Consider the following 13325-nt stretch of genomic DNA (forward strand, 5'->3'; position numbering starts at 1 on the left):
AGGTTTAAGCACAATGAAATTCAGCGAATCATGGCTTCGTGAGTGGGTAAATCCTGCGATTACCACTGACGAACTTACTCATCAAATTACCATGGCTGGCCTAGAGGTCGACGATGTTCTGCCTGTGGCTGGCGAGTTTAACGGGGTTAAAGTTGGCCACGTTGTAGAATGTGGTCAGCATCCAGATGCCGACAAACTACGCGTGACCAAAGTTGATGTGGGCGAAGCAGAGCTTCTCGATATCGTCTGTGGCGCGGCCAACTGTCGCCAAGGGTTGAAAGTGGCCGTGGCAACCGTCGGTGCCACTTTGCCTGGCGATTTCAAAATCAAAAAAGCCAAACTGCGTGGTCAACCTTCACACGGCATGCTTTGCTCGTTTACCGAGCTAGGTATCGATGTGGAATCAAACGGCATCATGGAACTGGCACAAGATGCGCCAGTGGGTATGGATTTTCGTGATTTCCTCGCTCTGAACGATGTGACGGTGGACGTGGATCTAACGTCTAACCGTGCCGACTGTTTCAGCATCCGTGGTATGGCGCGTGAAGTGGGCGTACTTAACCGTGCTGATGTCACCGAGCCTTCTGTAGAAGCGGTGGCGGTTTCGATTGAAGATAAAGTCTCTATCGAAGTAAAAGCACCGGCGGCGTGTCCACGCTACCTTGGTCGTGTGGTGAAGAACGTTAACGTTCAAGCGCAAACGCCACTGTGGATGCAAGAAAAACTGCGTCGTTGTGGCATTCGCTCTATTGACCCTGTGGTGGATATCACTAACTACATCTTGCTTGAGCAAGGCCAACCGATGCATGCGTTTGATCTGGCGAAGATCGAAGGCGGCATTGTGGTGCGCATGGCAGAGCAGGGCGAGAAGCTGACTCTACTAGACGGCAGCGAAGCAGAACTCAATGCAGATACTCTTGTTGTGGCAGACCACAACAAAGCGCTGGCGATTGCGGGAATCTTTGGTGGTGAGCACTCTGGTGTTAACGCAGAAACCAAAGATGTATTGCTTGAGTGTGCCTTCTTTGCACCAGACCACATTCGTGGCCGCGCGCGCAGCTATGGCTTGCACACCGATTCTTCAATGCGCTTTGAACGCGGTGTCGATTACGCACTGCAAGTGAGCGCAATGGAGCGTGCGACCGCGCTGCTGGTGGAGATCTGTGGTGGTGAAGTAGCCCCTGTTGTGGCGGTAGAATCACAAGCTGATTTGCCTAAGCCAAACAAAGTGGCACTGCGCCGTACAAAACTGGATAACCTTCTGGGCCATCACATTGCCGACAGCGATGTGGTTGAAATCTTAGAGCGTCTTGGTATGGCAGTCGAAACCACGGCTGAAGGCTGGGTTGCGGTAGCGCCAACATGGCGTTTCGATATTGCAATCGAGCAAGATTTGGTGGAAGAAGTGGGCCGTATCTACGGTTACGACAACATTCCAAACCAAAACCCAACAGCTGCGCTGAAGATGCACGATCATCAAGAAGCCAAACTGCCACTAAAACGCGTGCGTGATTTGCTGGTTGATCGTGGTTACCACGAAGCGATCACTTACAGCTTCGTTGAACCAGAGCAACAAAAACTGGTTGTTCCGGGTGTCGAGGCTCTCATTCTGCCAAACCCAATTTCTGCAGAAATGTCAGCGATGCGCCTTGGCCTGATTCAAGGCTTGCTAAATACGGTGGTTCACAACCAAAAACGCCAACAGCCACGCGTTCGTCTGTTCGAATATGGCTTGCGTTTCATTCCATGTGAATCAGCGGAAAACGGTATGCGCCAAGAGCCGATGCTGGCGGGCGTGATTGCCGGTACTCGCAGCGAAGAGCATTGGAACATCGACACCAATACGGTGGATTTCTTTGACCTGAAAGGCGATGTGGAAGCGATTCTTGAGCTGTCTGCAAACGACAAAGCATACAGCTTCGTGGCAGTAAAACATCCCGCACTTCACCCAGGTCAATCAGCGGCTATCGTCGTTGATGGTAAAGAAATCGGTGTGATTGGTACGGTTCACCCAGAACTAGAGCGCAAGTTCGGTCTAAATGGTCGCACGATTGTGTTTGAGATCGAATGGTCTGCCATCAATCGCAAAGTGATCCCTGAAGCGGTGGCATTGTCTAAGTACCCAGCAAACCGTCGTGATATCGCGGTTGTTGTCGATGAAGCGGTTGCATCTGGTGACATCGTTAACGCGTGTCTAGAAGTGGGCGGCGAGTTCCTGAAAGCGGCAAAACTGTTTGACGTTTATGTCGGTAAAGGCGTGGAAGAAGGCAAGAAGAGCCTCGCTATCGCCCTGACACTGCAGTCAAACGAACGCACGTTGGAAGATGCGGATATCGCAGGCGCGGTTGATGCTATCGTCGCGCACGTTGCTGAAAAATTCGGTGCGTCACTGCGCGATTAAGCGCAAAACCAATAAGTTGCTAGCAAGCAGAACTTAGCTTTGACAAACGGCCCACATGGGCCGTTTTTTTATCGACAGAACACCTTACCAATCCAGTTTGCCGCTTATAATGTCGTCTACATTTTTGAGTAGATTTATCGTTATTTTTTTAAATTATAACTTATACTTAACACTTCAAGATTCTGAATACGGTAGAGTCTGCCGCAATAAATTAGAGACATGAATTATTTGAGATGGTTAAAATAATAATGAAGAAAATAATGATTAATAAAGGCCAAATAAAGCCGATTCAGTTTCTCTTTCTTACCGTTCTACCTTGTTTTCTTATTTTACAGGTTTCCCATTTTTATTTTGTTAGTTTGCACAAAGAGAAATCACAAGAGTATACACAGAAAATAGCGTTAGAAATCGAATCTATTCTTAACTACGGAAAAGAAGCGAATCAAAAAACATTATCTATTGTTAGCAATGGAGAAAGTTGTGATGACGTTATTGTTGAACTGCGGAAAATAGTTGCCACGACACCTTTTGTTAGAACCACAAACTTAGCGCATCATAATAAAATATATTGCACTTCGCTGTGGGGAGAGCGTTCATTTATCGACACGCCGCAAGCGTATGTCTCTGGAGAGCTGCTATTAATGAAAGGGAGTAAAGTGGAATCACAGCATCCACTGGTTGTCGTGCGCACAACCCAGGATAATAAAGTGTCGTTGAGTGGTATTGATGGCCTGCATATTCGCCACGCGTTAAATCAATCTTCTGCTGAAGCACTCTCTATGTTCTTAAAAATCGGTGATGCTTGGCTGGATGAGCAGGGCCGAATGACACGGCAAGACCCCACAGAAGGACTGATTATTTTTCAACATACTCAGTCCAGTCAGTTTCCATTTGCCATTCAATCCGGTTTCTCTTATCCATCCACTTGGAATGCTTTTTGGCACGAGCGAAAATTTTATATCCTCTTGATTCTGTTTATGCAGGGCTCGTTTTCTCTGTGCTATTGGTGGCTTGCAAACCGTCCCAAAACATTAGATGCAGAGCTGCAACGTGCTATTCGACAGAATGAATTTATTCCTTATGCTCAGCCTATCGTAAATGCTGAAACCAAAGAAATAACGGGTATTGAGATCTTGATGCGCTGGCAGCATCCGATTCAGGGGCTCGTCAGGCCGGATCTTTTTATTCCTCAAGCGGAGGAATCTGGACTTATCATTCCGATGACACAGTTATTGTTTAAAGAAACGGCGCGACAGTTACGAGCATATAGAGATGTTTTGCCGAACGAATTTCATGTTGGGATCAATATTTCTCCCCAGCATTGTAAGAATGACGATCTTTTTACTGAATGTCAGGCGTTCTATAATCTCGTTGATTGCGATAGAGCCATATTGGTACTTGAATTAACCGAGCGAGAGGTGCTTGAGTTTTCTGATGCCACAGATGTTTTGTTCCGCAAAGTCAAGCAACTGGGCTGTAAAATTGCCATCGACGATTTTGGTACAGGGCACTCGAGTTTGATCAACCTGCAAAAAATCGACTTAGATTACTTAAAAATTGATCAGATATTTATCAAAAACATAGGCGCAGACCCGGTCGCTGAACACCTAGTTGAAAGCACGATTGAACTTGCCAAGCGTCTGTCTCTCAATCTTATTGCCGAAGGCGTTGAATGTGAGGAGCAAGTTGAGTATTTGCGACATCACGATGTGCACTATCTGCAAGGATTTCTATTCGCTAAGCCAGTGCCTTTGTCTGAGTTCTTACAGCAGCTTTAGTCGTGTCGGCGTCTCTGTGGAGCGATATGAGTACTACTACGCGACATGCTGAAATGAAATGCTCTGCGTCTTTTGTAAACTGGTCAGGGTGGCGATCACGTCATCCATCTCAAGTGGGAGGCCAAAGCGCTGCTTGAGGTTGAGCAGGAAGAAGATGTCTTCACACATCGCCTTTTCTGGTTCGTCGCTGATTTTGGCGACGGGCGAGCGGTTACACTCAGCCATTTTGACCACCATGGAAAGCGGTTGATAGCGTTCGCCTTGCGCATTTTGCCAATCGCCCATGTCATTGGCGAGGAATGTGCCAATGCCGAAGCTGATTTGCGCACGGCCAGCAAAGTACTCGCAGATATCCAGCGCGCGGGAAAAATCCAGGCCGTCAGTAAAAATCAACGTTTTGCTCAACGGGTCAATACCAAGCGATTGATAGTGGCTGATGATTTTGTCGCCCCAAGTGAATGGGCAGCCAGAGTCGTGCCTAACGCCGACATAAGCATTGGCTCTTTGTGCGTTGAAATCCTGCAAAAACGCATCGATGCCGATGGTGTCAGTAAGCGCAATCCCCAAATGGCCTGAAAATGCTGCGAGCCATCTATCTAATGCCACGCGTTGTGAGTCTTGTACATTGACGAGCGCTTGATGTGCCATAAACCACTCATGCGCCACTGTGCCAATAGGGGTGAGTGCAAATTCTTGGGCTAAATGGTAATTGCTTGTGCCAGTAAGCAGCTCAGGAACATGAGTGCGTAAGTAGTCCAACGTATCCCGTTGCACCTTGGCACTGAAACGTCGACGCGTGCCCATTTCAGAAAAACGGAAATTGTCGATGTGGCGCTGTTGCAGTTCATTTTTTAACTGGCTGATTTTATCAGAGAGCACTTGCTCAAACTGCGAGTAGGGGATGTTATGCCAGCGGCGACGGTTTCTCACTTCGGAGATAATGCTCATCACCAAGGTTTCGTACAAGATGGTTTCGTGCCATATCCCTTGGATAGCAACGCGCAGTTGGGATTGACCACTCTGGCTGGGCACTGTCTCAAGCAGAACTTGTTGTTGCGGCACAAAGCGGAAATGGCGCAGGTATTCGAGAAACTCGCCTGTTAAGTAAGACGCTTGATTTTTTAAGTATGCGATTTGTTCGGCTGTAAAGGTGAGCAGTGCCAGCTTTTCAATTTCTTGGCGAACTTCTTCAATCAAATCAGAGAGATCATCATCGGAGCGCACGATCAGTTCATAACGTACCTGCGTGTCTGGGTAGAAGCGATACGCCGCTTGCATCATGTTGATTTTATACACATCGAGATCGAGAGCGCTCTGAATGATAGGCGATAGAAAAAGTGTTGTGCTCATGAAATCCTCTCCACCCAAACTAGGTTAAGAACATCTTGTTTGTAAGTATGGCTGAACTCTAATTAACTCATCTTGGTTTGTCAAACTTTGTTATTAACTACGATTTGCCTTATTGACAAGGCTTGTACGACACTAAGCAAGCAATACTCAATAAGCATGACCGCTCTCTTAGGTTAGGCGTGAATTGAGTGTGCTCGCAGTTAATAACAAATCGTTACTTTCATATTGACCTCAAACAACACCATCAGTAAGGTATTGGCAGAACAATGCTTTGAGAGACGTCGAATGATAGTCACCATTGATATGATTTGTCTGAAATTGGGCGAAAACGGATTAGACGTGTTGCTGATTAAGCGCAACAATCCTGAACGGCCTCAATTTGGCATGTGGTCGATTCCGGGTGGATTTGTTTTTGAACACGATCTGAGCGCTCAGGGAGGACAGGCTGCGGATGCGGATTTTGATTCAGCGAGAAGGCGCATCTGCCGACAGAAAATTCACACTTATCCCCATTACATCAGTGAGCCGATGGTGGACGGAAACCCGAAACGAGATCCAGAAGGGTGGAGTGTGACGATCGCTCATTACGCGCTACTCAATAAAACCAATGTGGAACAGATAGATAATTGCGGGTTGTGCGACAAACAGCTGGGTTGGTTTGCGCTTGAGCGTATTTTAAACGGTGAAGTGGCGCTGGCCTTTGACCATGCCGATTTAATCAAACTGGCATGGACAAAACTCAGAGCGGCGATTGAATACACCTCGGTGTTGCTGTTTGCTTTGGAAAAAGAGTTTCTCGTCTCTGACATCATTTCCGCATATGCCCAGTTTGGTGTGGAAGTCAATCGCATGACCATTAAACGGCGTCTTATCGATACTGGGGTCATTGAAAGTGCCAACAAGATAGCCGCCAGTAATAAAGGCAAAGGTGGCAAACCTGCTCAAGTTTATAGTTTGGCTGATAAACACGTCACTTATTTTCAGACTTGTTTACGTTAGACCAACGAGGATAATTACCATGATTCGTATTAACAGAGAAACGACAGCCGCACTAGATGTGGACCCGCAGAAGGGGTTTAGCGAGTTGTGTCCGTTGGAGCTGCCCGTCACTGGTGCGCTAGAAATCGTTGATGAACTGACACGCAACCATCAAAAAACCAAGCTGAAGCTAGTCTCGCGTGATATGCACCCTCCGGGCGCATCGTGGGAAGCAAAAACCCCCGCCAATATGCTCGATCCGGTGGGGTTGCCGGAAGTAGACATCAAATGGAATCCGCATTGTGTGGTTGGCACGCCGGGTGTCGAGTTGCTTCCAGGGCTCCCATCGGTACGTGAATACGACTTTCAAATCAATAAAGGCATCGATCCTGATGCGCATCCTTATGGCGCGTTTTATCACGATCAGGCAGAAAAATTATCCACGGGTGGCATTGAGTTTTTGCGTGCCAATCAAATTGACACGGTGATCGTTGGCGGTTTAGCGCTCGATTTCTGCGTGAAAAAATCGATTGAGCAACTTATCGCGTCGGGTTTTCGCGTCGTGTTGAACTTGGCAGCCACTAAAGCCGTCTTTGCTGAATCGGCACCAGAGGTGATTGAGCAGTTGTGTGCCTTGGGTATGATTTGTGTTCAAGATGCAGAGCAAATTGACTTGCTGTGAAGCCAGTGATTTTGACATAAATCACTGGGAGTTCGTGTGATGATGTGCATTAGGTTGCTAACACAAGCCACTGATTAAGTAAGAAGTTTTCTCTTGATGAACAAAAAATAATCCATTGATATCGAAAATATCAAATAGATTTATTTGCTGATAAATTTCATTTTTTTGGTGAAAATATCTTTATGAGTGAATGCTTTATTAGTTTTTTTGTTGCAATCCTTCAAAAACCAACCGAAAACTGTGGGATTTATCGTAGCACGGCGAGATTTAGATCAAATAAAAAGTTGGCGTAAATCAGAAGCTTGGCATACACTTTCCGATGTAAGCCCGATATGTTGTTGATTGGTAGGGCAAATTGGTTTGGCGCTACCTACGGTGTAGCAAGGTTTAACATAGCTTTGAGGAAAGTTTTTATGGCGCTCACAAAAGCCGATTTGGCAGAGAACCTGTTTGAGAAACTTGGATTCAGTAAACGGGACGCCAAGGAAACGGTTGAGGTGTTTTTTGAAGAGATTCGTAAAGCACTGGAAAACGGCGAGCAGGTGAAACTATCAGGTTTTGGTAATTTTGACTTACGTGATAAGAATGAAAGACCTGGCCGTAACCCGAAAACAGGCGAAGACATTCCAATCACAGCCAGACGTGTTGTCACGTTCCGTCCGGGGCAAAAATTGAAAGCCAGGGTTGAGAATATAAAACCTTGATCGATTTCCCAATACAAAGACCACGCAATGCGTGGTCTTTGTCTTTTCAAGCTGGCCATTTGATCTAGTGTTTTACGCAGCTTCTAGATGTGTAGTCAAATACGGTTGCCAAGCCTCTTGGTAAAGGTTCTTCGATTGATTCCTCAGTTGTTTGATTGCGGCCATCTCCATTTCATTTAAGTCGCGCTGAGCTGCGCAAGCTTGACGTTCCATGGTTTGGATCTGCTCATACAGATCGTGCTCTGGACCACTTTTTACATCCGCAATCGCTTTTAAGTGCAATTGCACTTCAGCCACTAGGTTGGTTTTGGGCAAACGCACCAACAGGTTCAAATCACGGTAGCCTGACTCGGCTGGCGTTTTGAAGCGGTTTTTCACTTTAACAATGCGAGTTTCTCGCGATAAAGCCTCGTATACACTCACTAGGCTAGCTACGTCATTGGCCACAATCGTTGCGCGAGCCAAGTCAGTGATTCGACTCGCATCACCGTGCAACTCTAACGCGACTTTCTCTTTAGCTCGTTGCGCCGATTTTACCCCTGCAAAATAGGGATGAGTATCGGTTAGCAGGGCCGTGCTTTTGACAATGGTTTCCAACTCAAGCTGGGCTTGGTGCGCTTTACTGTAAAGAATGTCGAAGTCGCTGTAGGGCTGAGTGGGCTGCGTATCAGTCGATTGAATGCCGTATAAACCACTCAGGCTGTGGCGGAAAAGCTTGGAAGAGACCTGACCTTGGCTATTTGCCCGCGGCTCTTCTTGATTCGAGGGGTCGTTTGGAATAGCCGCAAATGCGGGAGCACGGCTCAGTAACAAAAGCATCAGTGCGGTAGTACGAAGAAGTAAGCTCATTCATTCTCCTTAACTTGTTTGTCCTAGTAAACGATGCAGGTAAAGGCTAAAACACAAATCAAGCTATCTAATTAATTGGGGTGTGATGACAAAAAACAAGACCTGCGAGTTAATACCTTGTTTAACTGTGTTCCGCATCACGTTGTTATGGTTACCGTCTTCGACGTCGTCTTTTCCGTTTAGTTGCTAATTTAACGTCGTTCGATTAACACAAGGTGAATGGGCTTAACATTTTTCTGTTTTCAGCGCTTCTTTTTGGTTAGGCTAGGGCGAAAGTCACTTTGAAAGAAAGATAGCCATGAGAGATCCAGAATTTTGGCACAGCAAATGGGCCGCCAATCATATCGGTTTCCACCTCGAAGACGTTAATCCTCTGCTGGTGCGCTTCTGGCAGGAAACAAAGCCTAAGCGCAGTGAACAGGTACTTGTGCCACTGTGTGGTAAATCGGAAGACTTAGCTTGGTTGGCGACAAAACATGACCACGTCGAAGGGGCAGAGCTCAGCCAAATTGCGGTTCGGGCGTTTTTTGCAGAGCACTTTTACACCCCGACGGTGACCACACTGTCAGGCCAACATGAGCTGTATCAGTTTGATGAACTTGCCATTTATGCTGGTGATTTCTTCACGGCGCCGCTTTCCAAAGCAGACATTGTCTATGATCGCGCAGCCTTGATTGCGCTGCCCCAAGAGATGCGGCTTGAATACGTGCAGCGAGTGCGTTCGCTATTAAACCCGGGTGGGCGGATTTTGTTGATCACCTTGGATTATCCGCAAGAAGAGATGTCAGGACCGCCTTTTAGCGTCGCGCAAAGCGAAGTAGAGCGCCTTTTCGCGGGTATGAAGGTGACACATCTGTTTGAAGACATTGCCGATGAACGTCATCCTAAAATTGCGCCAAAAGGGTTAAGTCGGTTTGCTGAGCATGTTTACTTGATTGAATCTATTGCCTAATTGAATTGAAAGTAAAAGGGTTGGCGAAATGCCAACCCTTTTCAGTCATGAGAATGGTATCGCTTGAAACGGTCCCAGTTTAGTAAATCACTTTTACTTTTTTCGCGCTGTCTATCGCGCCTTGAATCGCTTTTTCTAAACCTTGGCGACGAGTGAGGACAACCCCAAGGCGACGACGCCCGTCGATATCCGGCTTGGCAAACAAACGCAGTTGTGTTTGCGGCGCTTCGAGTGCATCGGCAATCCCATCGAAACGGATGTTGGCTGATTTGCCGTTGCCAAGTACCACCGCTGAAGCGGAAGGACCGTACTGGACGATTTTGCCAATCGGCATTCCAGTAAAGGCGCGTACGTGCAATGCAAATTCCGACATTTCCTGAGAAATCATAGTTACCATGCCAGTATCGTGAGGGCGAGGTGACACTTCGTTGAAGATCACTTTATCGCCTTTAACAAACAGCTCAACGCCAAAAATGCCGTAGCCACCCAAGGCGTTGACGACTTCTTCAGCAGTGTACTCTGCGGCTTTAAGCGCGTTTTCTGACATGGCTTGTGGCTGCCAAGATTCGCGGTAGTCGCCATCTTCTTGGCGATGCCCAATTGGCGCGCAGAAGTGCACGCCATCAGCCGCTCTTACGGTCAATAAAGTGATTTCATAATCAAAATCGATAAACCCTTCGACAATCACACGACCTGCGCCAGTGCGGCCGCCCTCTTGTGCGTATTGCCAAGCTTTCTCGATATCTTGGGCAGATGTGATCACGCTCTGTCCTTTGCCAGAAGAGCTCATCACGGGCTTAACCACGCACGGGATATTGACCGCTTCAACCGCAGCGACAAACTCTTCGTAGTTATCAGCAAAACGATAAGGCGAGGTGACTAGCCCTAATTCTTCAGCCGCTAAACGGCGAATGCCTTCGCGGTTCATGGTGAGTTTGGCGGCTTTGGCAGAAGGAACCACGTTTAAGCCTTGTTCTTCTAGCTCTACCAGTTTATCGGTGGCAATAGCTTCAATTTCTGGTACGACGAAGGCGGGCTTTTCCGCTTTAATGATTTTTTCCAGTTCGTCGCCATCGAGCATATTAAGCACATAGCTGCGATGGGCCACTTGCATGGCGGGAGCGTCTGCATAGCGGTCGCAGGCGATCACTTCCAGACCCAAGCGTTGACACTCAATCGCCACTTCTTTACCGAGCTCGCCTGAACCCAGCAGTAGTACACGAGTTGCTCCTTCGCGGGTAGCTGTACCGAACATAGTTTGTTTTTCCTTAGAGAGTGAGAGCAATAAGATAATCAGCGAGGGATGATACCCAAATTCACAAGCAAAGCAAACGTTTGCCAGTGGGGAAAAAAGAAAGCCCTGCGTAAAACAGGGCAAACGGAAATGCGTTAGATATTGAGGTAAGTGACCGGAATATCAGGGTTGATCACTTCAAGGGTAGATTGGGTGCACGCAAGGTGGCTGATTTTGCCTTTATGGCTCTCGACCAAAGCAGCAGATTGGATGTTTTCAAAGCGTTCACCGTCGAGCAGCAGTTGCATCAAGGCCACTTGCAGCGGTGGGAGGCTAGGATTGAAAGCGGCGTTTTCCGCATAAGCACCCAGATAGGTTTTGCCGCTACGCACTTGCAGAGCGACACCGCTCAAGTTGTGTGTGTAGGGCGCGTGGCTTCGATTCATCGCCGAGATGGCAGCTTTGAGCAGCTCGTCACTCTCGTCAGTGGAAAAACCGTGATCGACTTTCGTCATCAGGCCGGACTCAATGCCAAGGTCAGCTGGGCCAAAAGAATCGGGCAGATAATCGTGCAGTACTTTCTCGTCGCGCTGAGGTAGCTGAATTTTCAGCACTTTCGCTGTAGAGAGCTCATTCATAAACTGGCGGCAGTGTCCGCAAGGGCTGAAGTTAATGGTGATGTCAGCAATGCCTTCTTCGCCTTTCATCCACGCATGGCTGATCGCCGCTTGTTCGGCGTGGACGGTTTGGCCCAGTTGTACGCCATTAAATTCCATGTTCGCGCCAAAATAGAGCTTTCCGGATAGACCGCGAACAATCGCGCCAACATAGAACTCTGAGATGGGGGCGTAAGAATAAGCCGCCGCGAAAGGCAACAGCGCGACACGCAGTTCGTTGTCTGCCAGTCCTGTTTTTTCCAATAGTTCATCGAACTGCTGTTTGGAAAGGGTCGCGTCAAAATGGTCGTCTGAAACGATAGGTGCAAGGTATTGAGAAATTGATGCCGGTGCGCTTGCTAGCGCTTGTTCAATACGACTCTTCATGATGAATCCTTGTTATTGCATGGAAGGATATTCTATGCGAACGACAAAAACCTACAGTGATTTATCTCACATTTAAAAATGCAACGAATTTGCACGTTGCATAATTAGAGTGAGCTCACACATGTATTCGATTGCATCGAAAATAACTGTTAACGAGGTCGCAGTTTTTTCCAAGGCGATTTTTATCTTTCAAAGTCTACAGTTAACACCAATATTGCCATTTTAGCGAGTGATTGACGGTTTAAGATCAACGCGTACAGGCCCGAGATTGGGCCTGACCATTAGTGATATGCCCAAAGGGCGAAAGCGAAGAAGCTGGGTGCGAGAATAGAGGTGATCACGCCGCACAGGACCAGAGCAAGTGAAGAAAATGCGGCATCGCCAGGCTGCTTCTCCGCACAAGTGGCGGTGCCGAGTGCATGCGATACCGTGCCCATGGTTAAACCACGTGCGATCGGGTGTTTTATGCCAATAAAGTTGTAAATAGGATAGGCGAGAATCGCGCCAAATAAGCCAACCAGCAGCACGAGGATGGCAGCAACCGCCGCTTCGCCGCCCAACTGACTGGAAATTTCCATCGCTATCGGTGTGGTGACTGATTTCCCCAGTAAACTGGCGATAAGCGTGATGTCGGCGTGAAACAGCACAGCAATAGCGGTCGCGGTCATCATCGACATCACACTGCCGATCAGGCAAGCGAAAGTGATGATGCGCCAATTGGCTTTGATTTGCGGCAACTGCTCGTAAAGCGGATAAGCCAGCGCCACCACAGCGGGTTGCAGCATGTCACTGATCCACTGGTTGTCGGCGTAATAGCGTTCAAACGGGATTTTCAGATAAGTGAGCAGCGGGATCAAAATGCCGATGCTGATCAGCAAAGGGTTCGCCAACGGCTTGTTGATTTTTATCGCCAGCCAGCGGGCAAAGAAAAACACCAGGAGAGTAACCAGTAACCACATATTAGCTCTCCTTACGCAAAATGCGATCAAGTAGCCAAGAGAGGCTGACCAAGACGATCAAGGTGCCACCAATCGCACTGGCTAAAATGGGCAGCGCGTTGGCGAGTAACAGATCGAAATGCTCCATTAAACCCACGCTGATTGGCACGAAAAGTAAAATCATGTAGCGGATCAACAGACTTGCGCCCGGCTTGACCCACTCGACTTTAACCAGCCCACTCGCCATGGCGAGAAACAGCACCAGCATGCCAATCACGCTGGCAGGAATGGAGGTTTCTAGCCAGTGGGAAATCGCCATGCCGATGCTGAGCGAAAGAAAAATAAGGCCAAATGACAACATCAGGCCAAGTAGGGTTTTCAAAGAGAATTTCATCTTGAGTAGAAACACACTGCTA

The 13325-nt window shown here is 47.7% G+C and carries 12 protein-coding genes; 6 read left to right on the forward strand and 6 right to left on the reverse strand.

Annotation, left to right across the window (positions count from 1 at the left end):
- The first annotated feature begins 13 nt into the window (after positions 1 to 13).
- Together pheT and UF06_RS17290 are read left to right on the forward strand one after the other, a co-directional pair.
- Entirely contained in the window at positions 14 to 2401 is a 2388-nt protein-coding gene (pheT, locus tag UF06_RS17285; RefSeq protein WP_045571544.1) for a phenylalanine--tRNA ligase subunit beta, read from the forward strand.
- Positions 2402 to 2661: 260 nt separating this feature from the next.
- Positions 2662 to 4179: a cyclic diguanylate phosphodiesterase gene (locus tag UF06_RS17290; RefSeq protein ID WP_045571545.1), complete on the forward strand. Its 1518-nt coding sequence runs from the start codon at positions 2662 to 2664 to the stop codon at positions 4177 to 4179.
- A 36-nt stretch (positions 4180 to 4215) separates the two neighbouring features.
- On the opposite strand, the gene pncB is transcribed toward UF06_RS17290, so the two are convergent.
- Complete coding sequence (gene pncB / locus UF06_RS17295) at positions 4216 to 5529, reverse strand: nicotinate phosphoribosyltransferase (protein ID WP_045571546.1); 1314 nt, start codon at positions 5527 to 5529, stop codon at positions 4216 to 4218.
- A gap of 285 nt (positions 5530 to 5814) precedes the next feature.
- On the opposite strand from pncB, the gene UF06_RS17300 reads away from it, so the two are divergent.
- From UF06_RS17300 to ihfA, 3 genes are all read left to right on the forward strand, one after another.
- Positions 5815 to 6528 carry an NUDIX hydrolase gene (locus UF06_RS17300; protein WP_045571547.1) on the forward strand — a complete coding sequence of 238 codons (714 nt, stop codon included), beginning with the start codon at positions 5815 to 5817 and terminating at the stop codon, positions 6526 to 6528.
- Between the two features lie 19 nt (positions 6529 to 6547).
- Positions 6548 to 7189, forward strand: a complete 642-nt coding sequence (locus UF06_RS17305) for an isochorismatase family protein (RefSeq protein ID WP_045571548.1) — start codon at positions 6548 to 6550, stop codon at positions 7187 to 7189.
- Between the two features lie 413 nt (positions 7190 to 7602).
- Positions 7603 to 7893: an integration host factor subunit alpha gene (ihfA, locus tag UF06_RS17310; protein ID WP_039444059.1), complete on the forward strand. Its 291-nt coding sequence runs from the start codon at positions 7603 to 7605 to the stop codon at positions 7891 to 7893.
- Between the two features lie 72 nt (positions 7894 to 7965).
- Here ihfA and UF06_RS17315 read toward each other — a convergent pair whose 3' ends face one another.
- Positions 7966 to 8742: a RelA/SpoT domain-containing protein gene (locus tag UF06_RS17315; RefSeq protein WP_045571549.1), complete on the reverse strand. Its 777-nt coding sequence runs from the start codon at positions 8740 to 8742 to the stop codon at positions 7966 to 7968.
- 298 nt (positions 8743 to 9040) lie between these two features.
- Here UF06_RS17315 and UF06_RS17320 point away from each other — a divergent pair, with 298 nt between their 5' ends.
- A complete protein-coding gene (locus UF06_RS17320; RefSeq protein ID WP_045571550.1) occupies positions 9041 to 9694 on the forward strand; it encodes a thiopurine S-methyltransferase in 654 nt (217 codons plus the stop codon).
- Positions 9695 to 9773: 79 nt separating this feature from the next.
- Here UF06_RS17320 and purT read toward each other — a convergent pair whose 3' ends face one another.
- From purT to UF06_RS17340, 4 genes are all read right to left on the reverse strand, one after another.
- Complete coding sequence (gene purT / locus UF06_RS17325; protein ID WP_045571551.1) at positions 9774 to 10949, reverse strand: formate-dependent phosphoribosylglycinamide formyltransferase; 1176 nt, start codon at positions 10947 to 10949, stop codon at positions 9774 to 9776.
- A gap of 134 nt (positions 10950 to 11083) precedes the next feature.
- Positions 11084 to 11971 (reverse strand): cytidine deaminase, encoded by an 888-nt coding sequence (cdd, locus tag UF06_RS17330; protein ID WP_045571552.1) that lies wholly within the window; start codon positions 11969 to 11971, stop codon positions 11084 to 11086.
- A 281-nt stretch (positions 11972 to 12252) separates the two neighbouring features.
- On the reverse strand, positions 12253 to 12930 hold the full coding sequence (locus tag UF06_RS17335) for an LrgB family protein (RefSeq protein ID WP_045571553.1): 678 nt from the start codon (positions 12928 to 12930) through the stop codon (positions 12253 to 12255).
- A gap of 1 nt (position 12931) precedes the next feature.
- A complete protein-coding gene (locus tag UF06_RS17340; protein ID WP_045571554.1) occupies positions 12932 to 13303 on the reverse strand; it encodes a CidA/LrgA family protein in 372 nt (123 codons plus the stop codon).
- Positions 13304 to 13325: the final 22 nt, after the last annotated feature.

This window comes from Vibrio sp. S234-5 (genome assembly GCF_000960595.1).
Lineage (GTDB): Bacteria > Pseudomonadota > Gammaproteobacteria > Enterobacterales > Vibrionaceae > Vibrio.

Coding starts and splice junctions, on each gene's coding strand:
- UF06_RS17315 (WP_045571549.1), bottom strand. CDS start 8,742: ATGAGCTTACTTCTTCGTACTACCGCACTGATGCTTTTGTTACTGAGC.
- UF06_RS17335 (WP_045571553.1), bottom strand. CDS start 12,930: ATGTGGTTACTGGTTACTCTCCTGGTGTTTTTCTTTGCCCGCTGGCTG.
- purT (WP_045571551.1), bottom strand. CDS start 10,949: ATGTTCGGTACAGCTACCCGCGAAGGAGCAACTCGTGTACTACTGCTG.
- cdd (WP_045571552.1), bottom strand. CDS start 11,971: ATGAAGAGTCGTATTGAACAAGCGCTAGCAAGCGCACCGGCATCAATT.
- UF06_RS17340 (WP_045571554.1), bottom strand. CDS start 13,303: ATGAAATTCTCTTTGAAAACCCTACTTGGCCTGATGTTGTCATTTGGC.
- ihfA (WP_039444059.1), top strand. CDS start 7,603: ATGGCGCTCACAAAAGCCGATTTGGCAGAGAACCTGTTTGAGAAACTT.
- UF06_RS17300 (WP_045571547.1), top strand. CDS start 5,815: ATGATAGTCACCATTGATATGATTTGTCTGAAATTGGGCGAAAACGGA.
- UF06_RS17305 (WP_045571548.1), top strand. CDS start 6,548: ATGATTCGTATTAACAGAGAAACGACAGCCGCACTAGATGTGGACCCG.
- pncB (WP_045571546.1), bottom strand. CDS start 5,529: ATGAGCACAACACTTTTTCTATCGCCTATCATTCAGAGCGCTCTCGAT.
- UF06_RS17290 (WP_045571545.1), top strand. CDS start 2,662: ATGATTAATAAAGGCCAAATAAAGCCGATTCAGTTTCTCTTTCTTACC.
- UF06_RS17320 (WP_045571550.1), top strand. CDS start 9,041: ATGAGAGATCCAGAATTTTGGCACAGCAAATGGGCCGCCAATCATATC.
- pheT (WP_045571544.1), top strand. CDS start 14: ATGAAATTCAGCGAATCATGGCTTCGTGAGTGGGTAAATCCTGCGATT.